18 protein-coding genes and 1 other RNA gene are annotated in these 22,581 nt (G+C 58.8%); 8 read left to right on the forward strand and 11 right to left on the reverse strand.

Going from position 1 to position 22,581, the window contains the following annotated elements; all coding sequences use genetic code 11:
* Window positions 1-10: 10 nt before the first annotated feature.
* The 7 genes from greA to grpE form a co-directional block, all read right to left on the reverse strand.
* Window positions 11-487 (reverse strand): transcription elongation factor GreA, encoded by a 477-nt coding sequence (greA, locus tag C4J88_RS23020; protein ID WP_124364443.1) that lies wholly within the window; start codon window positions 485-487, stop codon window positions 11-13.
* Complete coding sequence (gene carB, locus C4J88_RS23025) at window positions 484-3,705, reverse strand: carbamoyl-phosphate synthase large subunit (protein ID WP_124364444.1); 3,222 nt, start codon at window positions 3,703-3,705, stop codon at window positions 484-486. Before carB ends, greA begins: the two co-directional genes overlap by 4 nt.
* A gap of 105 nt (window positions 3,706-3,810) precedes the next feature.
* The gene (gene carA / locus C4J88_RS23030) at window positions 3,811-4,947 is read right to left on the reverse strand and encodes a glutamine-hydrolyzing carbamoyl-phosphate synthase small subunit (protein ID WP_124408192.1); all 1,137 of its coding nucleotides are present in this window, start codon (window positions 4,945-4,947) and stop codon (window positions 3,811-3,813) included.
* 259 nt (window positions 4,948-5,206) lie between these two features.
* Window positions 5,207-6,013, reverse strand: coding sequence for a 4-hydroxy-tetrahydrodipicolinate reductase (dapB, locus tag C4J88_RS23035; RefSeq protein ID WP_053137815.1), 807 nt, complete (start codon window positions 6,011-6,013; stop codon window positions 5,207-5,209).
* Between the two features lie 10 nt (window positions 6,014-6,023).
* Window positions 6,024-7,148: a molecular chaperone DnaJ gene (gene dnaJ, locus C4J88_RS23040; protein WP_124364447.1), complete on the reverse strand. Its 1,125-nt coding sequence runs from the start codon at window positions 7,146-7,148 to the stop codon at window positions 6,024-6,026.
* A 318-nt stretch (window positions 7,149-7,466) separates the two neighbouring features.
* Entirely contained in the window at window positions 7,467-9,383 is a 1,917-nt protein-coding gene (gene dnaK / locus C4J88_RS23045; protein ID WP_124364448.1) for a molecular chaperone DnaK, read from the reverse strand.
* Window positions 9,384-9,485: 102 nt separating this feature from the next.
* Window positions 9,486-10,046, reverse strand: coding sequence for a nucleotide exchange factor GrpE (gene grpE, locus C4J88_RS23050; protein ID WP_057725007.1), 561 nt, complete (start codon window positions 10,044-10,046; stop codon window positions 9,486-9,488).
* Between the two features lie 254 nt (window positions 10,047-10,300).
* On the opposite strand from grpE, the gene recN reads away from it, so the two are divergent.
* Entirely contained in the window at window positions 10,301-11,974 is a 1,674-nt protein-coding gene (gene recN, locus C4J88_RS23055; protein ID WP_124408193.1) for a DNA repair protein RecN, read from the forward strand.
* 86 nt (window positions 11,975-12,060) lie between these two features.
* Here recN and fur read toward each other — a convergent pair whose 3' ends face one another.
* On the reverse strand, window positions 12,061-12,465 hold the full coding sequence (gene fur / locus C4J88_RS23060) for a ferric iron uptake transcriptional regulator (protein WP_003194220.1): 405 nt from the start codon (window positions 12,463-12,465) through the stop codon (window positions 12,061-12,063).
* A gap of 98 nt (window positions 12,466-12,563) precedes the next feature.
* Between fur and C4J88_RS23065 the strand changes: the two genes are divergently transcribed.
* Complete coding sequence (locus C4J88_RS23065) at window positions 12,564-13,091, forward strand: outer membrane protein assembly factor BamE (protein WP_124368386.1); 528 nt, start codon at window positions 12,564-12,566, stop codon at window positions 13,089-13,091.
* Window positions 13,092-13,146: 55 nt separating this feature from the next.
* On the opposite strand, the gene C4J88_RS23070 is transcribed toward C4J88_RS23065, so the two are convergent.
* Together C4J88_RS23070 and C4J88_RS23075 are read right to left on the reverse strand one after the other, a co-directional pair.
* The gene (locus tag C4J88_RS23070) at window positions 13,147-13,449 is read right to left on the reverse strand and encodes an RnfH family protein (protein WP_124408194.1); all 303 of its coding nucleotides are present in this window, start codon (window positions 13,447-13,449) and stop codon (window positions 13,147-13,149) included.
* Window positions 13,442-13,876, reverse strand: a complete 435-nt coding sequence (locus tag C4J88_RS23075; RefSeq protein ID WP_124368388.1) for a type II toxin-antitoxin system RatA family toxin — start codon at window positions 13,874-13,876, stop codon at window positions 13,442-13,444. Before C4J88_RS23075 ends, C4J88_RS23070 begins: the two co-directional genes overlap by 8 nt.
* 169 nt (window positions 13,877-14,045) lie before the next feature.
* Here C4J88_RS23075 and smpB point away from each other — a divergent pair, with 169 nt between their 5' ends.
* Window positions 14,046-14,528, forward strand: coding sequence for an SsrA-binding protein SmpB (gene smpB / locus C4J88_RS23080; protein ID WP_003176160.1), 483 nt, complete (start codon window positions 14,046-14,048; stop codon window positions 14,526-14,528).
* Window positions 14,529-14,565: 37 nt separating this feature from the next.
* Here the strand turns inward: smpB and C4J88_RS23085 are convergent, their stop codons facing one another.
* Entirely contained in the window at window positions 14,566-15,333 is a 768-nt protein-coding gene (locus tag C4J88_RS23085) for a GntR family transcriptional regulator (protein WP_124364453.1), read from the reverse strand.
* A 250-nt stretch (window positions 15,334-15,583) separates the two neighbouring features.
* Here C4J88_RS23085 and C4J88_RS23090 point away from each other — a divergent pair, with 250 nt between their 5' ends.
* The 5 genes from C4J88_RS23090 to C4J88_RS23110 all read left to right on the forward strand — a co-directional run bounded on the left by C4J88_RS23090 (window position 15,584) and on the right by C4J88_RS23110 (window position 22,506).
* Window positions 15,584-17,278, forward strand: a complete 1,695-nt coding sequence (locus C4J88_RS23090) for a lactate permease LctP family transporter (RefSeq protein ID WP_124408195.1) — start codon at window positions 15,584-15,586, stop codon at window positions 17,276-17,278.
* Between the two features lie 70 nt (window positions 17,279-17,348).
* Complete coding sequence (locus C4J88_RS23095; RefSeq protein ID WP_124408196.1) at window positions 17,349-20,159, forward strand: FAD-binding and (Fe-S)-binding domain-containing protein; 2,811 nt, start codon at window positions 17,349-17,351, stop codon at window positions 20,157-20,159.
* Between the two features lie 135 nt (window positions 20,160-20,294).
* A complete protein-coding gene (locus C4J88_RS23100) occupies window positions 20,295-20,573 on the forward strand; it encodes a hypothetical protein (protein ID WP_124408197.1) in 279 nt (92 codons plus the stop codon).
* Window positions 20,574-20,666: 93 nt separating this feature from the next.
* Window positions 20,667-21,063: a transfer-messenger RNA gene (gene ssrA / locus C4J88_RS23105) on the forward strand.
* A 186-nt stretch (window positions 21,064-21,249) separates the two neighbouring features.
* The gene (locus tag C4J88_RS23110) at window positions 21,250-22,506 is read left to right on the forward strand and encodes an integrase domain-containing protein (protein ID WP_042956729.1); all 1,257 of its coding nucleotides are present in this window, start codon (window positions 21,250-21,252) and stop codon (window positions 22,504-22,506) included.
* Window positions 22,507-22,581: the final 75 nt, after the last annotated feature.

A 22,581-nucleotide genomic window follows, 5' to 3' on the forward strand; every position in this document is an offset into this window, starting at 1 on the left:
GCGCCGTCTTTCAGATGTGACGAACTTCGACAATCTCGTACTCGATCACGCCGCTCGGCGTTTTTACGGCAACCACGTCGCCTTCTTCCTTGGCGATCAGGGCGCGGGCCAGCGGCGAACCAACAGAGATCTTGCCGAGTTTGAAGTCAGCCTCGTCTTCGCCCACGATTTGGTAGACAACGCGCTCATCCGTCTCGACGTTGGCGATTTCCACCGTGGTGCCGAAAATCACCTTGCCGGTGTGCGGGATGGTCGTGACGTCGATGATCACCGCATTCTGCATACGGCCTTCGATGTCACGGATCCGCGCCTCGACCATACCCTGCTGCTCGCGAGCAGCGTGGTATTCGGCGTTTTCCTTCAAGTCACCCAGCTCGCGGGCCGTACCGATGTCCTGGCTCAGCTTTGGACGTACGACCTTGGTCAGATGGGCGTGCTCCTCTTCCAGGGCCTTGGCGCCCTGGACGGTCATTGGATATTTGATCATGCCTTCAATCCTGCGTGTAGATCCTGCAAGCGACGCACGGTCTTTTCCGGACCGAACTTGAGCGCTTCGCAGATGGCTTCGCCTGCAGCAATGGTGGTGGTGCAGTAGATCTTGTGCTGCAAGGCATTACGGCGAATCGAGTAGGAGTCCGCGATCGACTGGCGACCTTCGGTGGTGTTGATGATCAGCGTGACTTCGTCGTTCTTGATCATGTCGACCACGTGCGGACGACCTTCGGTCACCTTGTTCACGCGGCGCACTTTCAGGCCGGCAGCTTCGATCAGCTTGGCGGTCCCGGCGGTAGCCACGACTTCAAAGCCCAAGTTGATCAGATCACGGGCTACACCCGCAACCAGTGGCTTGTCGTCATCACGCACGCTGATGAACGCAGTACCGCCGGTCGGCAGCACTTCGCTGGCGCCCATCTGAGCCTTGGCGAACGCTTCGCCGAAGGTGTCACCCACGCCCATCACTTCACCGGTGGACTTCATCTCTGGGCCGAGGATCGGGTCCACGCCAGGGAACTTGGCGAATGGGAACACCGCCTCTTTCACGCTGTAGAAGTTCGGAATGATTTCCTTGGTGAAGCCGATTTCCTTCAATGTCTTACCGGCCATCACGCGGGCAGCGATCATAGCCAGGGACACACCGATGCACTTGGACACGAACGGCACGGTACGCGAAGCGCGCGGGTTGACTTCGATGACGTAGATGTCTTCGCCTTGCAGCGCCAACTGTACGTTCATCAAGCCGACCACACCCAGCTCCAGGGCCATTTTCTTGACCTGTTCGCGCATCTCGTCCTGGATATGCGCAGGCAACGAGTAAGGCGGCAGCGAGCAGGCGGAGTCACCGGAGTGAACGCCAGCCTGCTCGATGTGCTGCATGATCGCGCCGATCACGACGTCAGTACCGTCACACACCGCGTCCACGTCCATTTCGATGGCGCAGTTGAGGAAGTGGTCGAGCAACACAGGACTGTCGTTGGACACTTTCACCGCGTCACGCAGGTAGCGCTTGAGTTCGTCTTCTTCGTAGACGATCTCCATCGCACGGCCGCCCAGTACGTAGGACGGACGCACCACCAGCGGGTAGCCGATCTTGCTGGCTGCGCGGATGGCTTCGTCTTCGCTGCGCACGGTGGCGTTCGGCGGCTGGCGCAGGTTCAGGCGCTCAACCATTTGCTGGAAGCGCTCGCGATCTTCAGCGCGGTCGATGGCGTCCGGGCTGGTACCGATGATCGGCACGCCAGCCGCTTCCAGGGCACGCGCCAGTTTCAACGGGGTTTGCCCGCCGTACTGGACGATCACGCCTTTTGGCTTCTCTACGCGGCAGATTTCCAATACGTCTTCCAGCGTTACCGGCTCGAAATACAGGCGGTCGGAAGTGTCGTAGTCAGTGGAAACAGTTTCCGGGTTGCAGTTGACCATGATGGTCTCGTAGCCGTCTTCGCGCAGTGCAAGGGCGGCGTGTACGCAGCAGTAGTCGAACTCGATGCCCTGGCCGATACGGTTCGGACCACCGCCCAGGATGATGATCTTGTCGCGGTCCGACGGTGCGGCTTCGCACTCTTCCTCATAGGTGGAGTACATGTACGCGGTGTCGGTGGCGAACTCGGCTGCGCAGGTGTCAACGCGCTTGTAGACCGGGAAGATATCCAGCTTGTGACGATGGGTACGCAGGTTCTTCTCGGTTACACCCAGCAGCTTGGCCAGGCGTTGGTCGGAGAAGCCTTTGCGCTTGAGGCGGAACATCAGGTCGCGGTCGATAGACGAAAGACCGAGGGTCTTGACCTTCTCTTCTTCCTTGATCAGGTCTTCGATCTGCACCAGGAACCACGGGTCGATCATGTTCATGCCGAAGATATCTTCGACGCTCAGGCCGGCGCGGAAAGCGTCAGCCACGTACCAGATACGCTCGGCGCCCGGCACGGTCAGCTCGCGCTTGAGGATGCTCATGCTTTCCGGGTTGCTCAGGTCGAGCTTTTCGTCCAGGCCGCAAACACCTACTTCCAGGCCGCGCAGGGCTTTCTGCAGGGATTCCTGGAAAGTGCGGCCGATTGCCATGACTTCACCGACAGACTTCATCTGGGTGGTCAGGCGTGCATCAGCCTTGGGGAATTTTTCGAAGGCAAAGCGCGGCAGCTTGGTCACAACGTAGTCGATGGACGGCTCGAAAGAGGCCGGCATGGCGCCGCCCGTGATTTCGTTTTGCAGCTCGTCCAGGGTGTAACCGATCGCCAGCTTGGCAGCGATACGCGCAATCGGGAAACCGGTCGCTTTCGAGGCCAGCGCCGAAGAACGCGATACACGCGGGTTCATCTCGATCACGACCATGCGGCCTGTGTCCGGGCAGATGCCGAACTGGACGTTGGAGCCACCGGTTTCAACGCCGATCTCACGCAATACCGCCAACGAGGCGTTACGCATGATCTGGTATTCCTTGTCCGTCAGGGTCTGCGCTGGAGCAACGGTGATCGAGTCACCGGTGTGCACGCCCATTGGGTCGAAGTTTTCGATGGAGCAGACGATGATGCAGTTGTCCTTCTTATCGCGGACAACCTCCATCTCGTATTCCTTCCAGCCGATCAGGGATTCGTCGATCAGCAGCTCTTTGGTCGGCGACAGGTCCAGGCCACGGGCACAGATTTCTTCGAACTCTTCACGGTTGTAGGCAATGCCGCCACCGGTGCCGCCCATGGTGAAGGACGGACGGATAATGCACGGGAAGCCGAGCTTTTCGAGAACGGCGTTGGCCTCTTCCATGCTGTGGGCGATACCGGAGCGCGGGCAATCAAGGCCGATGGACTTCATCGCCTTGTCGAAACGCGAACGGTCTTCAGCCTTGTCGATGGTGTCGGCGTTGGCACCGATCATCTCTACGCCGAACTTTTCCAGGACGCCTTCGCGCTCCAGGTCCAGGGCGCAGTTCAGTGCGGTCTGGCCACCCATGGTCGGCAGCAGCGCGTCCGGACGCTCTTTCTCGATGATCTTGGCAACGGTCTGCCATTTGATCGGTTCGATGTAGGTGGCGTCGGCCATGGCCGGGTCGGTCATGATGGTGGCCGGGTTGGAGTTCACCAGGATGACGCGGTAGCCCTCCTCGCGCAGGGCTTTACAGGCCTGGGCGCCGGAGTAGTCGAATTCGCAGGCCTGGCCGATCACGATCGGGCCAGCGCCGAGAATCAGGATGCTTTTTATGTCTGTACGTTTTGGCATGGGTTTGTCACTCAAATCCGCAGGTCAGTCGGCAAGCCGTCTTGAACAATCCTTGAAGAGCCCGCGGGGGCCACCGAAGTCAGGGGCCGCCCGCACGCCGCTCAGTCAGCGTCGCTTGGCCATCTCATTGATGAAACGGTCGAACAGCGGCGCTACGTCGTTCGGGCCCGGGCTGGCTTCAGGGTGGCCCTGGAAGCTGAACGCGCTCTTGTCGGTGCGCTCGATGCCTTGCAGGGAGCCGTCGAACAGCGACTTGTGAATGGCGCGCACGTTAGCCGGCAAGGTCGCTTCATCCACCGCAAAACCGTGGTTCTGGCTGGTGATCATTACAACGCCAGTATCCAGATCCTGCACAGGATGGTTGGCGCCGTGGTGGCCGTGCCCCATTTTCAGGGTCTTGGCGCCGGAAGCCAGGGCCAGCAACTGGTGGCCCAGGCAGATGCCGAATACCGGGATCTCGGTTTCCAGCACTTCCTTGATCGCCTGGATGGCGTAGTCGCATGGCTCAGGGTCGCCTGGGCCGTTGGACAGGAACACACCGTCCGGCTGCAGGGCGAGCACTTCACTGGCCGGGGTTTGTGCAGGCACCACGGTTACGCGGCAGCCCCGCGCAACCAGCATGCGCAGGATGTTGTATTTGACGCCGTAGTCGTAGGCAACCACATGGTACGGAAGCTCGGCCGCGTCGATGGTCGCGTGACTGTCGGTCTTCAGGTCCCAGACAGTGGAGCGCCATTCGTACTTTTCTTTGACGCTGACGACTTTCGCCAGGTCCATGCCCTTCAGGCCAGGGAACCCTTGCGCCGCGGCAATCGCCGCCTCTTCGGAGATATTGTCACCGACCATGATGCAGCCATTCTGCGAGCCTTTTTCACGCAGGATGCGCGTGAGGCGGCGCGTATCGATACCGGCGATCGCCACCACGTTGTTGGCTTTCAGGTAATCGGACAGCGACATCGTGTTACGCCAGTTGCTCGCAACCAGAGGCAGGTCACGAATTACCAGACCGGCCGACCAGACACGATCAGACTCGACGTCTTCCGGTGTAGTACCGGTGTTGCCGATGTGCGGATAGGTCAGGGTGACGATCTGTTGGGCGTAGGAAGGATCGGTAAGGATTTCCTGATAGCCGGTCATGGCAGTGTTAAACACCACCTCTCCAACGGTTTGACCGTCGGCTCCAATGGCTTCGCCGCGAAAAATGCTGCCATCAGCAAGGGCGAGTATGGCTGGCTTAGTCAAGAAGACCTCCCGTAAATAAAGCCTGAAAGGGCGATCGCAGGTTGTAAAAAAGCGGAGTGACGTATGGACACGTCACCCCGCTTCTTCACCGAATAATTCTGCGCGCTTTTAGTGGACACACTAAAGCTGTAGCTTACAGAAAAAGGCTTTTTGGGTCCACCGCTAATGAGCCTTAAAGGCAGGAGAATGCGACAGGGCGTCGCCTAGCGGGTAAAAACGGGGCCCAAGCATAAGCTTGAGGCCCTGTTTAAGCTACTGATTAGTGCAGGTCGAGCACGTCGCGCATGTCGTACAGCCCAGGCTCGCGCCCCTCCAGCCAAAGCGCAGCACGTACCGCACCCTTGGCGAACGTCATGCGGCTGGAAGCCTTGTGCGTGATCTCAAGGCGCTCGCCTTCAGTGGCGAACAGCACGGTGTGATCACCCACCACATCACCACCGCGCACTGTCGCAAACCCAATAGTGTCGCGCGCGCGAGCACCGGTGTGCCCCTCGCGGCCATACACCGCCACTTTCGACAGGTCACGCCCCAATGCATCGGCGATAGCCTCACCCATGCGCAAAGCAGTTCCGGACGGCGCATCGATCTTGTGACGATGATGGGTTTCGATAATCTCGATATCCGCCTCATCACCCAATACGCGAGCGGCCATGTCCAGCAACTTGAGAGAAAGGTTCACGCCCACGCTGAAGTTAGCAGCGAAGACCACAGGGATATCCTTGCCCGCCTCTACCAGCAATTGCTTCTGCTCAGCCGTCAAACCGGTGGTACCGATCACCATCGCCTTGCCTGCCTTACGACAGAACGCCAGGTTTTTCAGCATCACCTCGGGCAGCGTGAAATCGATCAATACGTCAAACTCGTCAGCCACCTGCTCCAGGTTGCCGGACAACGAAACGCCGATACGGCCCAGCGAGGCCAACTCACCGGCATCCGCACCGATCAACGTGCTGCCCGGGCGAACGATCGCCGCGGTCAGCCCGGACGCCGGCGAGCGCTGCTGCACCGCTTCGACCAGCGTCTTGCCCATGCGCCCGGCAGCGCCCATTACGGCTATACGTCGCATACTCAATTCCTTACAGGTCGCCGAAGAAGCGCTTCACGCCATCGAAAAAGCCCGTGGTTTTTGGCGAGTGGGAGTCATCACCCGCTAACGAACTGCGGAACTCTTCAAGCAGCTCGCGCTGACGGCGATTCAAATTGACGGGCGTTTCTACCGCCACACGACACATCAAGTCGCCCGCCCCACCACCGCGCACTGGCGCAACGCCTTTGCCACGGATGCGGAACTGCTTGCCGGTCTGCGTGCCCTCAGGGATCTTGAGCTTGACCCGCCCGTCAAGGGTCGGAATTTCCAGCTCGCCACCCAGGGCCGCATCGACAAAGCTGATCGGCACTTCACAGAACAGATGCTTGCCATCGCGCTGGAAGATCGAGTGCTCGCGCACATTGATGACCACGTACAGGTCGCCCGTGGGCCCACCCTGGGCACCCGCCTCCCCCTCGCCCGACAGACGAATGCGGTCGCCGGTATCCACGCCCGCCGGCACTTTCACCGACAGCGTCTTGTACTCTTCGACACGGCCTTCGCCATGGCAGGAGTCGCACGGATCGGAGATGATCTTGCCCTGGCCATGGCAGCGCGGGCAGGTTTGCTGCACCGAGAAGAAGCCCTGCTGCATACGAACCTGACCGATGCCGCCGCAGGTCGGGCATGTGATAGGCGAAGAGCCTTTCTTTGCACCCGAACCGTCGCACGGCTTGCAGTTGACCAGCGTCGGTACACGGATATTGACGCTGGTGCCGCGCACGGCTTCTTCCAGGTTCAGCTCCAAGGTGTAGCGCAAGTCGCTGCCACGCTGGGCACCGCCACGCTGGCCGCCACGGCCACCACCAAAGAAGTCACTGAACACATCACCGAAAATATCGGAGAAGTTCTGCCCACCAAAACCGGCACCGCCGCCGCCCATGCTTGGGTCGACACCGGCATGCCCATACTGGTCGTAGGCTGCACGCTTGTTCGGATCAGACAGACATTCGTAGGCCTCATTGGCCTCTTTGAACATTTCTTCGGATTCTTTGCTATCCGGATTACGGTCCGGGTGGTGCTTCATTGCCAGACGGCGGTAAGCCTTTTTCAGGTCCGCGTCGGCGCAGCCACGCTCCACACCCAATACTTCGTAATAGTCACGCTTTGCCATAAGTCTTTGCACTCTTAAGGACGTTCAGCCAGACCCTCCTGAGCCTCGCCAAACTCGTTGAGCCCCAATGCAGGCCCGGACCCAACTCACGTCAATTCAACGATCCTGGTCATTACTACTTTTTAGCCGGCCACCCGACTAAAAACGCGGCATTTACTGCTCGGAAAGCAGGAGCATTCCCGATCACACCGCCAGCATCCGAACGCTGTCGCATACTGTAAAAATTCGCATACCCCAGACACGCCAACGCGGGAGCAAGCTCCCGCGCGGCGACATCCTACCAGTCACCGCTTGTGAGCGGTCAACCGGGCGACCAAGTTACTTCTGGTCTTTGACTTCTTCGAACTCGGCATCGACCACATCGTCGTGCTTGGCTTCAGGCTCTGCTTGTTGTGCAGCACCTTCGGCCGGCTGGCCTTGCTCGGCGTACATTTTCTGAGCCACTGGCGCGGACACCTTCGACAGCTCTTCAACCTTGGCTTCGATAGCGGCCTTGTCGTCGCCTTTGATAGCGGCTTCCAGGGCAACCACGGCAGCTTCGATTGCAGTTTTCTCTTCGGCAGTCACTTTGTCGCCAGCGTCAGCGACCATTTTGCGCGTCGAGTGAACCAGCGCGTCACCCTGGTTACGGGCACCAGCCAGCTCAGCAAACTTGGCATCCGCATCAGCGTTGGCTTCAGCATCACGAATCATCTGTTGAATTTCTTCATCAGACAGGCCGGAGTTGGCCTTGATGGTGATCTTCTGCTCTTTGCCGGTAGCCTTGTCTTTGGCACCAACGTGCAGGATACCGTTGGCGTCGATGTCGAAGGTCACTTCGATCTGCGGCACACCACGTGGAGCTGGTGGAATCTCGGCCAGGTCGAATTTACCCAGGGACTTGTTCTGGGCAGCTTGCTTACGCTCGCCTTGCAGCACGTGAATGGTCACGGCGCCCTGGTTGTCATCGGCAGTCGAGAACACTTGGGATTTCTTGGTAGGAATCGTGGTGTTTTTCTCGATCAGCGCAGTCATTACGCCACCCATGGTTTCGATACCCAGGGTCAGCGGGCTGACGTCCAGCAGCAGCACGTCTTTCACGTCACCGGCCAATACCGCGCCCTGGATGGCAGCACCCATGGCAACCGCTTCGTCCGGGTTCACGTCTTTACGTGCTTCTTTACCGAAGAACTCGGTTACTTTCTGCTGTACCAGCGGCATACGCGTCTGGCCACCGACCAGGATCACATCGTTGATGGAGCCAACGTCGATACCGGCGTCTTTCAGCGCAATGCGGCAAGGCTCGATGGTGCGCTGAACCAGGTCTTCAACCAGTGCTTCCAACTTGGCGCGAGAAATCTTCACGTTCAAGTGTTTAGGGCCGGTTGCGTCTGCAGTGATGTACGGCAGGTTCACGTCGGTGGACATGCTCGACGACAATTCGATCTTGGCTTTCTCAGCAGCTTCTTTCAGGCGCTGCATCGCCAGCGGGTCACCCTTGAGGTTCATGCCGCTTTCTTTCTTGAATTCGTCAACGAGGTAGTCGATCAGACGGATATCGAAGTCTTCACCACCCAGGAAGGTGTCGCCGTTGGTGGCCAACACCTCGAACTGGTGCTCGCCGTCAACTTCAGCGATTTCGATAACCGAAACGTCGAACGTACCGCCACCCAGGTCATAAACGATCACAGTGTGGTCGCCTTTGGCCTTGTCCATACCGTAAGCCAGGGCAGCTGCGGTAGGTTCGTTGATGATACGTTTTACGTCCAGGCCCGCGATGCGGCCGGCGTCTTTGGTCGCCTGGCGCTGGCTATCGTTGAAGTAGGCCGGAACGGTGATCACCGCTTCGGTCACGGTTTCACCCAGGTAGTCTTCGGCAGTTTTCTTCATCTTTTTCAAGACTTCAGCCGAGATCTGCGGCGCAGACATCTTGTTGCCATTTACCTCAACCCAGGCGTCACCGTTATCAGCCTTGGCGATTTTGTAAGGCACCATTTTGATATCTTTCTGTACGACTTCTTCGTCGAACTTACGACCGATCAGACGTTTTACCGCGTACAGGGTGTTGTGCGGGTTGGTAACAGCCTGACGCTTGGCCGACTGACCGACCAGAATCTCGCCGTCGTTGGCGTAAGCGATGATCGACGGCGTGGTACGCGCGCCTTCAGCGTTTTCGATAACCTTGGCTTTGCCGTTTTCCATGACCGAGACGCACGAGTTGGTGGTCCCCAGGTCGATACCGATAATTTTGCCCATGATTCACTCTCCCGAAACTTGAATTTGGATGCCGCAGCAGTTGTGGCTAACTGCGGTAGCACTTAAACGCTTGACTTATAAATGGGGGCCTTGCGGCGGATTTCAAGCCTGCTCGTCAATAGAAGGCGAAACGGGTGCAGGCGCCTTGCTCACCACGACCATCGCCGGGCGCAACAAGCGGCCATTGAGCAGGTAGCCCTTCTGGAACACTTTCAATACGCTGTTAGGCTCGAGGTCATGACTTTCCTGCATCGCCATTGCCTGGTGGTGCTCCGCGTTGAACGGCTCACCGCCTTGCGGATCGATGGCTTCCAACTGATAACGCTTCAGGGTGTCCTGGAACATTTTCAGGGTCAGTTCGATCCCTTCGCGCATAGGGCGGATGTTTTCGTCGTCCGGGTTGGACAATTCAAGGCCACGCTCCAGGCTGTCAATAATCGGCAGCAGGTCGTTGGCGAATTTTTCCAACGCGAATTTGTGAGCCTTTTCTACGTCCTGCTCGGCACGACGGCGGACGTTCTGCAGATCGGCGGCAACACGCAACGACTGATCCTGCGCTGCGGCCAGCTGCTCTTCGAGCACTTGCACACGAGTTCCCAGTTCATCACCGGCAGCCGAATTGGCGTCTGGCGTTTGCGTATCCTGCGTCTGTTCGTCAGCCATAGATTTCTCCTTTCAAAATCATGCGCGAACTCAACTCGCGCTTCTGTTCCGGTATATGGGGCCACAATTTTCAGGTTCAAGGGCGCAGGCGTTACCAAAAGTCTTTCGCATGTCTTGGATCATTTCCTGCCTCTACATTCCTAATCGCGCTAAGAAAACACATAGATCAAGCAAATCGAGCTAAGCGCCAGGATTGTCAGCCCAGAACAAAACACTGTATAAATAACCAGACCTAAAGCCTGGGAGCGACCTTCATGCTCGTGCACCTGTCCGTACATAACTACGCCATCGTTGAACATCTGGATCTCGAACTGGATCGCGGCATGAGCGTAATCACAGGCGAGACCGGCGCCGGCAAGTCGATCATGCTCGACGCCCTGGGCCTGACACTCGGCGACCGCGCCGACAGCGGCGTGGTGCGCCCCGGCGCCGATAAGGCCGATATCCTGGCCACCTTCGACCTGGTGGACATTCCCGAAGCCGAAGCCTGGCTGGCCGAGCGCGACCTCAATAATGACGGGCCGTGCATCCTGCGCCGGGTGATCACCGCCGAAGGACGCTCACGCGGCTACATCAATGGTACGCCCTGCCCCCTTGGCGACCTCAAAGCCCTGGGCGAATTGCTGATCGATATTCACAGCCAGCATGAACACCAATCCCTGCTTAAAACCGACACCCATCGCCGCTTGCTCGATGAGTATGCCGGTGCCACCGAACTTGCCCGCCAGGTTCACCTGGCCGCTCAACGCTGGCGGCAGACGCGCCAGGAACTGGAGCGCCTTTCCAATTCCGGCGACGAGCAACGCGCTCGTCACCAACTGCTCAGCTATCAACTCGAAGAGCTGGAAAGCCTGGGCCTGGGCGAGACCGAACTGGAGCAGCTTGAGCAGGAACACAAGAACCTGACCAACGCCGAAACACTGCTGGGTATCTGTCGCCAGGTGATCGAGCAATGCAGCGAAAGCGATTCCGGCAATGTGCTTAACGCACTGACGGCGAGCCTCAATCGGCTGTCCAGCGTGAATAACGCGTCCGGCTCACTGAGTGAAGCCACCACGTTGCTGACCAGTGCGCAAATCCAGGTGGAGGAAGCGGTCGGCGAGCTGAATCGCTTTCTGGATCATTTCGATGCCGACCCGGCGCGCCTGCAGGAAATAGAAGAGCGCCTGGACACCATCTACACCCTGGCGCGCAAGCATCGAATCCAGCCAACCGAAGTGGCGGCGATGCAGCAAAAACTGCTGGATGAAATCGAAACCCTGAACGCGAACGACGAGTCCATTGAACGCCTCGGCGAAGAACTAGCCTCCTTCGCTCGCCATTATCAGGAAAAGGCTCGCGAGCTGAGCGACCTTCGCCAGCAGGGCGCCACCCGCCTGGCCGGTGCCGTGGAACAGGAAATCCAGCGCCTGGGCATGCCCGGTGGCCGTTTCACCATCCAGTTGAACGCCAACACCAGCCATGAGCTGCAACCCCACGGGCTGGAACAGGTGGAGCTGCTGGTCAGCGCCAACCCGGGGCAACCGCTCAAAGCCCTGGCAAAGGTCGCCTCCGGCGGCGAGCTTTCACGGATCAGCTTGGCCATCCAGGTCATCACAGCGCAAACCTCGCGCGTACCGACATTGGTGTTCGATGAAGTGGACGTAGGCATTGGCGGGCCAACTGCAGAGATTGTTGGCCAGTTGTTGCGACGCCTGGGGGACCGAGGCCAGGTGCTTACGGTGACCCACTTACCGCAAGTGGCAGCCCAAGGGCATCAGCATTTGTTCGTGCACAAGGTGCGAGGCAGCGACGCGACGCGCACGGCCGTGTCCAAGCTGAACAAGTCGGAGCGCGTAGAAGAAGTGGCGCGGATGCTTGGCGGTATTGATTTGACCAAGGAGTCTCTGGCTCATGCGAAGAAAATGGTCGTCGCCGCGAAGGCTTGAGGCGAGCATTTTGCTTCTTATATAAAGCACGAAGGCGACCCTAGGGTCGCCTTCAATCGTTTCGCAAAGCAACTCTGCGTCGATTTTTACTTTTTCTTACGGATGTACAGCACCAGATTATGGTCGACCAAATCGAAGCCATGCTCCTCAGCGATCTTATGCTGCAGCGCTTCGATCTCAGGGCTGGTGAACTCGATTACCTCATTGGTATCCAGGTCAACCATATGGTCGTGATGCCCGCCGTCGGCCAACTCAAACACTGCATGACCGCCGTCGAAATTATGACGAACCACCAGCCCTGCGGCTTCAAACTGGGTCAGGACACGGTAAACCGTGGCCAGGCCGACGTCTTCATTAGACTCCATCAGCGCCTTGTAAACGTCCTCGGCACTCATGTGGCGCTGCTCAGCAGAATCGAGCATTTGTAGAATCTTGACTCGGGGCAGAGTCACTTTGAGACCGGCTTTGCGTAGTTCGCTATTTTCAACCATGGTTAGCTTTCTCGCGGATGCTGCTTCGCAGCTTCTCTTAATACGGGTATGATCGGCGTTTACGTTGTCCCAGCCAAGATAGTGGAAGTCGCCCACCGATGCAAAACACCAAGCTCTTGCTAACCAGTTTCACCTTTGTGGGACTGCTCGCACTCGCCGGTTGTTCATTCCCCGGGGTTTACAAAATCGACATCCAGCAGGGCAATGTCGTCACGCAGGACATGATAGACCAGTTACGCCCCGGAATGACCCGACGGCAAGTACGGTTTATCATGGGCAATCCCCTGCTGACCGACACTTTCCATGCCGATCGCTGGGATTATCTCTACAGCATCCAGCCTGGCGGCGGTGAGCGCCAGCAGGAGCGCGTCAGTGTCATTTTCAATGGCAGTGACCAGCTTGTCAGCCTGTCAGGTGACTTCATGCCCGGCGTAAGCCGCGATGAAGCGCTGATGGGCAAGGACAGCGGTACCAGCGTGACCGCCCCCGCACAGGAAGCCGAGAAGCCGAAATCCGAGGTGCCGGCCAAGCCAGGCTCCTTGCTGGACCAGATCCAGAAAGACGTCGATGGCGTGGAAACCGTGCCAGTCCCGACGCCACAGCCTCTGGACACCAGCCCGCAGTAACAAGGCGACACTCAACAAAAAGCCCGGCATGCCGGGCTTTTTGTTGTTTGCTGATTTATGCGCCTTGCTGTCTGGCCTTCGCCGCTTTGGCCGCACGCTGCCTGCGCACTTCCTTGGGATCTGCCAGCAACGGCCGGTAGATTTCAATTCGATCACCTGGCTGCACCGCACGCGTATCAGCGTCGGCAACCACCTTACCGAAGATTCCCAACGGGCATTCAGCCAGTTCCAACTGCGGGAATTGCTCAGCAATCCTCGACATGTGAACCGCCGCCCTCAGGCTTGTGCCCTCCGGCACCGCCACCGCCAGTAACACCTGGCGCTCAATGGCGGCATGCACCACTTCAATTTCAACCATGCAGTTGCTTGGCTCGCTGGCAGAACGCATCCACCAGCGTATTCGCCGCCTGGTTGAACAAGGGTCCCAGTGTCGCCCGGACAATGGGCCCGGCGTAATCGAACGACAGATCCAGGCTGATCTTGCAGGCCTTGTCCGTCAGCGCCTTGAATACCCATACCCCATGCAACTGGGTGAACGGCCCCTCCTGCAGATTCATCTCGATGGATTTTCCAGGTACCAGCACATTGCGCGTAACAAAATGCTGACTAAGCCCACCCTTGGCTACGCCGACGCTGGCCACCATGTACTCATCACCGCCCTCCAACACCTCGGCAGTCGAGCACCACGGCAGGAATTCCGGGTAACGCGCCACGTCGTTGACCAGATCATAGAGCGCCTGCGCGGGATAGGGCAGCAGGGCCGAACGTTGAATATGCGTCGTCATGTGAGCGTTATTTCCACAGCTGAGCGGGCAAACATCGCGAAAGAACAGCCAGATCCGCGAGAGAAAAAAACCAAAGAACTGCCGGCATTGTCCGGGATTCATTGAACACGCTCAAGCACGCAGGTTGACCGTAGCCGACTCGCTCGCAACTCCCTATAATGCCGCCCCTATGGCTAAACAAAAGAAACACCCCACAGGGACCATCGCGCAAAATAAAAAAGCGCGACACGATTACTTCATCGAACATCGGTTCGAGGCTGGTCTGGTCCTGGCCGGCTGGGAAGTAAAGAGTCTGCGTGCCAGCAAGCTGCAGCTGGTCGACAGCTATGTGCTGCTCAAGGATGGCGAGGCATGGCTGCTTGGCAGTCATATCACCCCGCTGACCACCGCGAGCACCCACGTGATTGCCGACCCGGTACGCACGCGCAAGCTGCTGCTCAACGCCCGCGAGCTGGAAAAACTCGCTGCGGCAGTGCAACAGAAAGGCTACGCCTGCATCTGCTTGTCCTGGTACTGGAGCAAGCACCTGGTCAAGTGCGAAATTGCGCTGGGCAAGGGCAAGAAGGAATACGACAAGCGCGATACCGAACGCGAGCGCGACTCCAATCGCGAATTGCATCGCGCGGTGCGCAACAAGGGCAAGGAAGAATAACCTTGTGACCATGCAGCTTCGGGCAACTCGCCCGAGGCTACATGCCTTTACGTCGCTCCGCCCGGGCTACGCGCTGAACTTCCTGACGCACCTCCTCCAGCACTTCCTGCACATACAGCAGGTGACGTGTTGAAATTTCGCGCGCCTGCTCGGCTCGCCCTTCGATAATTGCCAAATACAGATCGCGGTGCTGACTGATCAGCATGTCGCGGGTTTCGGTGCGCTGCTGATACATGCCGCCAATGTTGGTCACCACGTTACGCTTGAGCAAATCGAACAGTCCACGAATGGTGTGCAGCAACACGGCGTTGTGGCTCGCTTCCGCAATGGCCAGGTGAAACCGCGCATCTGCGGCGCCCTCCTCCACTCGACTCACCTCATCGGCCCGCGCATAACAATCCTGCAACGCTTCGAAAGCCGCCGTCAGCCGCTCACGGTCAACTTCCGTTGCTCGTAATGCCGCGTAATACGCGCAAGAAGCTTCCAGTGTCTGGCGAAACTCCAACAGGTCCCGTTGAGCTTCAGGGTTGTTTTCCAACAGATTCAATAGAGGATCGCTGAAGGTCGACCCCAGGGATTCCACGACATAATTGCCACCGCCCTGACGACTGACCAACAACCCTTTGGCCGCCAGCTTCTGGATCGCTTCTCGCAGCGATGGCCGTGACACGCCAAATTGCTCAGCCAAAGCACGTTCGGCCGGCAAGCGCTCGCCCGACTTCAACGTGCCCTCAAGGATCATGCCCTCGAGCTGCTCGACGATATCGTCAGACAAACGGCGCTGACGCACCTGATCAAACCCCATAACCCACTCTCCACCATCCCGACCACTCGCCGGGGCTTCTATTCTGGCCTATCGCCGCGCTCGCGGCACCTATCAGAACGCCTTCGATTCACCCCATCAGAACAGCCACGCCCGGCTGTACGACCAAAGTTTCGCGGGCGGCAAATTGACACACCCCCAACAAGCCTCTTAATCTAGCCCACAGCGACTGTAAATTGGTATTACCAATTACCCAAGCCATACAAACAACAACAATCAGGGGCCACCCCATATGCAAACCTGGCAACAGCTCTACAGCCCTCTCGGCAGTCTCGGTGTATCCGCACTGGCCGCCGTTATTCCCATCGTGTTTTTCTTCCTGGCCCTGGCCGTATTCCGTCTCAAAGGGCATGTGGCCGGCAGCATCACCCTCGCGCTGTCGATCCTGGTCGCCATCTTTGCCTTCCAGATGCCGGTCGACATGGCCCTGGCCGCCGCCGGTTACGGCTTTGCCTATGGTTTGTGGCCGATTGCGTGGATCATCGTGGCCGCGGTATTTCTCTACAAGTTGACGGTCAAGAGCGGTCAGTTCGAAGTGATCCGCAGCTCGGTCCTGTCGATTACCGACGATCAACGTTTGCAGGTACTGCTGATCGGCTTCTGCTTCGGCGCGTTCCTCGAAGGTGCGGCCGGTTTCGGTGCGCCCGTGGCAATCACCGCCGCATTGCTGGTCGGCCTGGGTTTCAACCCGCTCTACGCCGCCGGCCTGTGCCTGATTGCCAACACCGCCCCAGTCGCCTTTGGCGCGCTGGGCATCCCGATCATCGTTGCAGGGCAAGTCACCGGCATTGACGCGTTCAAGATCGGTGCCATGACCGGCCGCCAACTGCCGCTGCTGTCGCTGTTCGTACCCTTCTGGCTGGTGTTCATGATGGACGGCCTGCGCGGCGTTCGCGAAACCTGGCCCGCAGCCCTGGTGGCGGGTCTGAGTTTCGCCGTCACCCAATATTTCACATCCAACTTCATCGGCCCGGAACTGCCGGACATCACCTCGGCATTGGCCAGCCTGATCGCCCTGACCCTATTCCTGAAAGTCTGGCAGCCCAAGCGCAGCGCCGGCGCGCAGATTGCCGGCGCCACCTCGAGCACAGCGGTTACTGCCAGCGCTGGCGGCTTCGGTTTGCCACGCAACACCGTTGTTTCGCCGTACAGCCTGGGGCAGATTTTCAAGGCATGGTCACCGTTCCTGATCCTCACCGTGCTGGTCACCATCTGGACGCTCAAACCCTTCAAAGCGATGTTCGCCGCAGGCGGCTCGATGTACAGCTGGGTCTTCAACGTTGCGATCCCGCACCTGGACCAACTGGTGATCAAAGTCGCACCGATCGTAACGAACCCCACCGCCATCCCGGCCGTATTCAAGCTGGACCCGATCTCAGCAACCGGTACCGCGATTTTCTTTTCTGCGCTGATCTCGATGGCAGTCCTGAAAATAGGCTTTAAAACTGGTCTTACCACTTTAAAAGAAACCTTCTACGAACTGCGCTGGCCAATCCTGTCCATCGGTATGGTGCTGGCCTTCGCCTTTGTCACCAACTACTCGGGCATGTCCTCCACCATGGCCTTGGTCCTGGCCGGCACCGGCGCTGCCTTCCCCTTCTTCTCACCTTTCCTCGGCTGGCTTGGGGTTTTCCTGACAGGCTCGGACACCTCGTCCAACGCGCTGTTCAGCTCGTTGCAAGCCACCACCGCGCACCAGATCGGCGTTAACGACACCTTGCTGGTAGCGGCCAATACCAGTGGTGGCGTGACCGGCAAAATGATTTCGCCGCAATCGATCGCCGTGGCCTGTGCGGCGACCGGCCTGGTGGGCAAGGAATCCGACCTGTTCCGCTTTACCCTCAAGCACAGCCTGTTCTTTGCCACCCTCGTCGGGTTGATCACCCTGGCGCAGGCATATTGGTTCACCGGTATGCTGGTGCACTGAGACCTGCACGCAAAAGAGTAAAAACCGACGCCGGGCAACGGTTCCGGCGTCAGCTATTTCTGGAGGACCGATGAGCCTGCCTGCAGCATTCCTGAGCGACGTCGCACAGCTGATTCCGAAGGATCGGCGTTTCGACGATCCACTTTCCACCCTCGCCTTCGGCACCGATGCCAGCTTTTACCGATTGATCCCACAGTTGGTGATTCGGGTTGAGTCGGAAGACGAAGTCGTCACGCTGCTGCAACTGGCCCAGCGCGACCGCGTCCCCGTGACCTTCCGCGCGGCGGGCACCAGCTTGTCCGGCCAGGCCATCAGCGACTCGGTGCTGATCGTGCTGGGGGATCAGTGGAATGGCCGCGAAATACGCGGGCATGGCACGCAGATCCGCCTGCAACCGGGCGTAATCGGCGCTCAGGCCAACGCCTGGCTCGCGCCATTCGGGCGCAAGATCGGGCCGGACCCGGCGTCGATCAATGCCTGCAAAATTGGCGGCATCGTCGCTAACAACGCCAGTGGCATGTGCTGCGGTACGGCACAAAACACCTATCACACCCTGGCCGGTATGCGTCTGGTGCTGGCCGACGGCAGCCGCCTGGACACCGAAGACCCCACCAGCGTCCAAGCCTTTCGCCAGACCCACGGCGCGCTGCTCGAACGCCTGGCAACACTGGGTCGCGAAACGCGGGCAAATGCCGAACTGGCCGCAAAGATCCGCCACAAATACCGTCTGAAAAATACCACTGGCCTGTCGCTAAATGCCCTGGTGGATTTCGACGACCCACTGGATATCCTCAGCCATCTGCTGGTGGGCTCCGAAGGCACGCTGGGGTTTATCAGCGCGGTGACCTACGACACGGTGATCGATCACCCGAACAAGGCCTCGGCGCTGGTCGTGTTCCCGGATGTCGAGACCTGCTGCAACGCGGTAACCGTGCTGAAAACCCAACCGGTCTCGGCGGTTGAGCTGCTGGACCGGCGCAGCCTGCGCTCGGTACAGGACAAACCGGGTATGCCGGCGTTCGTACAGCACCTGTCGGACAATGCCTGCGCGCTGTTGATCGAATCCCGCGCTGCCTCCCCTTCATTGCTGCATGAACACATGGCGCTGATCATGGCCTCCCTCGCCTCGTTTCCGGTGGAGAAGCAGGTCGACTTCACCGAGGACCCGCTGGAAAACGCCCGGCTCTGGGCGATCCGCAAAGACACCTTTCCCGCCGTGGGCGCCGTGCGCAAAACCGGTACGACCGTCATCATCGAAGACGTCACCTTCCCGGTTGAACAACTGGCGATTGGCGTTAACCGTTTGATCGAACTGTTCGACAAGCATCACTACGACGAAGCCATCCTTTTCGGACACGCGCTGGAAGGCAATCTGCATTTCGTCTTCACTCAAGGCTTCAACAGCGCGGAAGAAATCGCACGCTATCAGGCGTTCATGGACGACGTTGCACAGCTGGTGGCAGTTGAATTCGGCGGCTCGCTGAAAGCCGAACACGGCACTGGTCGCAACATGGCGCCGTTTGTCGAGCTGGAATGGGGCAGCGATGCCTATCAACTGATGTGGCAGCTCAAGCGCCTGCTCGACCCCAACGGCATCCTTAACCCGGATGTGGTGCTCAGCGATGACCCGCAGATTCATCTCAAGCACCTCAAGCCCCTGCCCGCCGCCGACGAGCTTGTGGATAAGTGCATCGAATGCGGTTTCTGCGAGCCGGTGTGCCCGTCCAAAGGCCTGACCTTGAGCCCGCGCCAACGCATTGTGATCTGGCGCGATATCCAGGCCAAACAACGCGCCGGCGTCGACACCACTGAATTGGAAGCGGCCTACCACTACCAAGGCATCGACACCTGCGCCGCCACCGGGCTGTGCGCCCAACGCTGCCCTGTGGGCATCAATACCGGCGACCTGGTGAAAAAGCTGCGCAGCCGCGACGCCGACCGTACGAAAACCGCCGAATGGCTCGTCACTCATTTCGCCACTGCGCTGCAAGGTGCGCGCTTTACCCTGCATGTCGCCAACGGCGCGCGCATGCTGCTGGGAGCGCCGCGCCTGGCGAAGTTATCGGCCACCGTCACCCGGCTGTCCAAGGGCCAGATCCCACAATGGACCAACGCCATGCCGCAACCGGAAAAAGCCATTCGTTTCAGCCCGGCCGTCACCGACGAGCGCCCACGAGTAGTCTACCTGGCGGCCTGTGTCTCACGCGCCATGGGCCCGGCGGCTGGGGATAAAGAGCAAATGTCGCTGTACGACAAAACCCGTGGTCTGCTGGAAAAAGCCGGTTACCAGGTAGTCTTTCCCGACCATCAAGACAACCTGTGCTGCGGCCAACCCTTCGCCTCCAAAGGCTATGCCGAACAGGCAGAGCACAAGCGCCAGGAACTGCTCGGCGCCCTGCTCCACGCCAGCCGTGGCGGCCTCGACCCGATCTATTGCGACACCAGCCCCTGCACCCTGCGCCTGATGCAAGACCTGGGCGAGACACGCCTGGACCTCTACGACCCGGTACGCTTTATCCGCACCCACCTGCTGGACCGCCTCGACTTCACGCCGCAGGAAGCGCCGATTGCCGTCCATGTGACCTGCAGCACCCAGCACCTGGGTGAAAGCCAAGCGCTGATCGACCTCGCCCGGCGCTGCGCCAAAACCGTCGTCATCCCCGAAGGCATCCACTGCTGCGGTTTTGCCGGCGACAAAGGCTTTACCACCCCAGAACTCAACGCCCATGCACTGCGCACCCTCAAGGACGCGGTGCAACAGTGCAGCGAAGGCATCTCCACCAGCCGCACCTGCGAGATCGGCCTGAGCCAGCACGGCGGCATCGATTATCACGGGTTGGTGTACCTCGTAGACCGCGTGACCCAGGCCCGCGCCCACTAGCCTGCAAAAAAACCGAACCCCTGCGCGCCGGCGTAGTCATCTGCATAGGCCTCGACAAACGAGGCTCATCCGTGATGTCGCTGGCAGGCCCCCAACGCCGGCAGCGTCGAGCCCAATTGTGCAAGGAGATACCCTATGAAGCGTTCCGCTCTTGCTGGCTTGTTCATTACCGCTGCGATGCTGGCGTCCCCTGCTTTTGCGGCCGGTGATAAAGACCTGTGCCAGATCAACCTGGACAAAATCAACAACGGTAAGGCGCTGCTCGCCACCGACACCAGTGGCAAAAGCGGCGAAATCGACACCGCCGTCTCCCAGGCGAAAGCAGCCAGCGCCGCCGGCGATCACAAGAAGTGCATCGAAATCACCTCCAAGGCCCTGCAAGACCTGCAGAACAGCGACAAAGGCGGTCAGTAAGCGATAGGGCCGACCTTCGGGTTGGCCTTTCGTGAAGGTTTGGCGTACACTACACAAGCTTGTCACTCACTAGAAACAACGAGTTACAAGCACGGGGCCGTTTAGGATTCGACGCCGGTCGCGAAACTTTAGGTGCATGCCGAGTTGGTAACAGAACTCGTAAATCCACTGTTGCAACTTCTTATAGTTGCCAATGACGAAAACTACGGCCAGGAATTCGCTCTCGCTGCGTAAGCAGCCTTAGCCCTGAGCTTCTGGTACCTTCGGGTCCAGCAATCACCAGGGGATGTCTGTAAACCCAAAGTGATTGTCATATAGAACAGAATCGCCGTGCAGTACGTTGTGGACGAAGCGGCTAAAACTTACACAACTCGCCCAAAGCACCCTGCCCTTCGGGTCGCTGAGGGTTAACTTAATAGAAACGGCTACGCATGTAGTACCGACAGCGGAGTACTGGCGGACGGGGGTTCAAATCCCCCCGGCTCCACCAATTCATCATCTAAAGACGTCCATGGACGTCTTTTTTGTGCCTGAAATCCAGCAAAATCAAGGGTTTAAGCGCTACTGGGCTCTGCAGAGGTTTTTTGAGTTCCAGCCGTTTGGGTATTCCAAATGGTATTCCAAGCCTTACGGTGCTATTTTTTGGAATACCAAAACGGTGTCAGAGGTAGCTCTCATGCCTGCTCTAGCCCTTCGCCTCTCCGACCGCCAGCTCAAGGCAGTCAAGGCAAAAGACAAGGATTACGTCCTCAGCGATGGTGATGGCCTTCAGCTCCGAGTCAGGAGCAACGGCTCGATGCTGTGGAACTTCAACTACCGCGAGCCGGTAACCAAAAACCGTATCAATATGGGGCTGGGCACGTACCCAGAGCTCTCACTAGCGAACGCCAGGAAAAAAGTGGTTGAAGCGCGCGAGCTGCTGGCACAAGGCATTGACCCCAAGGTGCAACGCAATGCACAGGACGAAGCCAAACGAGCGGAGACGGAACACACGTTCGAGAACGTGGCCACCGCCTGGTTCGAGCTGAAGAAGGACTCCGTCACGCCAGCGTACGCCGAGGACATTTGGCGATCGCTCACGCTGCACGTATTTCCAGACCTGAAAACAACGCCGGTCTCGAAAATTACCGCACCGATGGTCATCGAACTGCTTCGCCCGATCGAGGCCAAAGGTAGTCTCGAGACAGTGAAGCGATTGAGCCAACGGCTCAACGAGATTATGACCTACGGGGTCAATTCAGGACTGATCTTTGCGAACCCCCTCAGTGGCATTCGCGCAGTATTCAAGAAACCCAAGAAACAGAACATGGCCGCGCTACGACCCGATGAACTTTCCGAGCTCATGATCGAAATCGCAAACGCCAGCATCAAGCGGATAACCCGCTGCCTGATCGAATGGCAACTGCACACCATGACCCGCCCTGCCGAAGCGGCTACCACCCGATGGGCAGACATCGACTTCGACAAACGCATCTGGACCATCCCGCCGGAGCGCATGAAGAAGCGTCGTCCGCACACCATCCCGCTGACCGAACAGGCACTCGCGTTACTGGAGGCGCTCAAACCCCACAGTGGTCACAGGGAATACGTGTTCCCGGCAGATAGAAATCCGCGCACCCACGCCAACAGCCAGACCGCCAACATGGCGTTGAAACGCATGGGCTTCCAGGACCGCTTGGTCAGCCACGGCATGCGCTCCATGGCAAGCACCATCCTGAACGAGCATGGGTGGGATCCGGAGCTGATCGAAGTCGCGCTGGCGCATGTCGACAAGGACGAAGTCCGAAGCGCTTACAACCGAGCGGACTACATCGAACGCCGGCGACCGATGATGGCTTGGTGGAGTGAGCACATCCAGAAAGCGGCCACTGGCAACCTGTCGGCATCTGCGATTAATCAAACCAGAGATCACAACGTGGTGCCGATACGCTGAGCGCTACAAGGCTTCTTCTAGAACAAGCCCAGGAGTACTGGAAAGCCAAGCCTTGAGGCTCTTGCCTCAATATAG

It is taken from the genome of Pseudomonas sp. R4-39-08 (assembly GCF_003852275.1).
Taxonomy (GTDB): Bacteria; Pseudomonadota; Gammaproteobacteria; order Pseudomonadales; family Pseudomonadaceae; genus Aquipseudomonas.

Bases quoted from the DNA above. Each gene is read 5' to 3' on its own strand.
- greA (WP_124364443.1), bottom strand. From the start codon at position 487: ATGATCAAATATCCAATGACCGTCCAGGGCGCCAAGGCCCTGGAAGAG.
- carB (WP_124364444.1), bottom strand. From the start codon at position 3,705: ATGCCAAAACGTACAGACATAAAAAGCATCCTGATTCTCGGCGCTGGC.
- dapB (WP_053137815.1), bottom strand. From the start codon at position 6,013: ATGCGACGTATAGCCGTAATGGGCGCTGCCGGGCGCATGGGCAAGACG.
- dnaJ (WP_124364447.1), bottom strand. From the start codon at position 7,148: ATGGCAAAGCGTGACTATTACGAAGTATTGGGTGTGGAGCGTGGCTGC.
- dnaK (WP_124364448.1), bottom strand. From the start codon at position 9,383: ATGGGCAAAATTATCGGTATCGACCTGGGGACCACCAACTCGTGCGTC.
- grpE (WP_057725007.1), bottom strand. From the start codon at position 10,046: ATGGCTGACGAACAGACGCAGGATACGCAAACGCCAGACGCCAATTCG.
- recN (WP_124408193.1), top strand. From the start codon at position 10,301: ATGCTCGTGCACCTGTCCGTACATAACTACGCCATCGTTGAACATCTG.
- fur (WP_003194220.1), bottom strand. From the start codon at position 12,465: ATGGTTGAAAATAGCGAACTACGCAAAGCCGGTCTCAAAGTGACTCTG.
- C4J88_RS23065 (WP_124368386.1), top strand. From the start codon at position 12,564: ATGCAAAACACCAAGCTCTTGCTAACCAGTTTCACCTTTGTGGGACTG.
- C4J88_RS23070 (WP_124408194.1), bottom strand. From the start codon at position 13,449: ATGGTTGAAATTGAAGTGGTGCATGCCGCCATTGAGCGCCAGGTGTTA.
- C4J88_RS23075 (WP_124368388.1), bottom strand. From the start codon at position 13,876: ATGACGACGCATATTCAACGTTCGGCCCTGCTGCCCTATCCCGCGCAG.
- smpB (WP_003176160.1), top strand. From the start codon at position 14,046: ATGGCTAAACAAAAGAAACACCCCACAGGGACCATCGCGCAAAATAAA.
- C4J88_RS23085 (WP_124364453.1), bottom strand. From the start codon at position 15,333: ATGGGGTTTGATCAGGTGCGTCAGCGCCGTTTGTCTGACGATATCGTC.
- C4J88_RS23090 (WP_124408195.1), top strand. From the start codon at position 15,584: ATGCAAACCTGGCAACAGCTCTACAGCCCTCTCGGCAGTCTCGGTGTA.
- C4J88_RS23095 (WP_124408196.1), top strand. From the start codon at position 17,349: ATGAGCCTGCCTGCAGCATTCCTGAGCGACGTCGCACAGCTGATTCCG.
- C4J88_RS23100 (WP_124408197.1), top strand. From the start codon at position 20,295: ATGAAGCGTTCCGCTCTTGCTGGCTTGTTCATTACCGCTGCGATGCTG.
- C4J88_RS23110 (WP_042956729.1), top strand. From the start codon at position 21,250: ATGCCTGCTCTAGCCCTTCGCCTCTCCGACCGCCAGCTCAAGGCAGTC.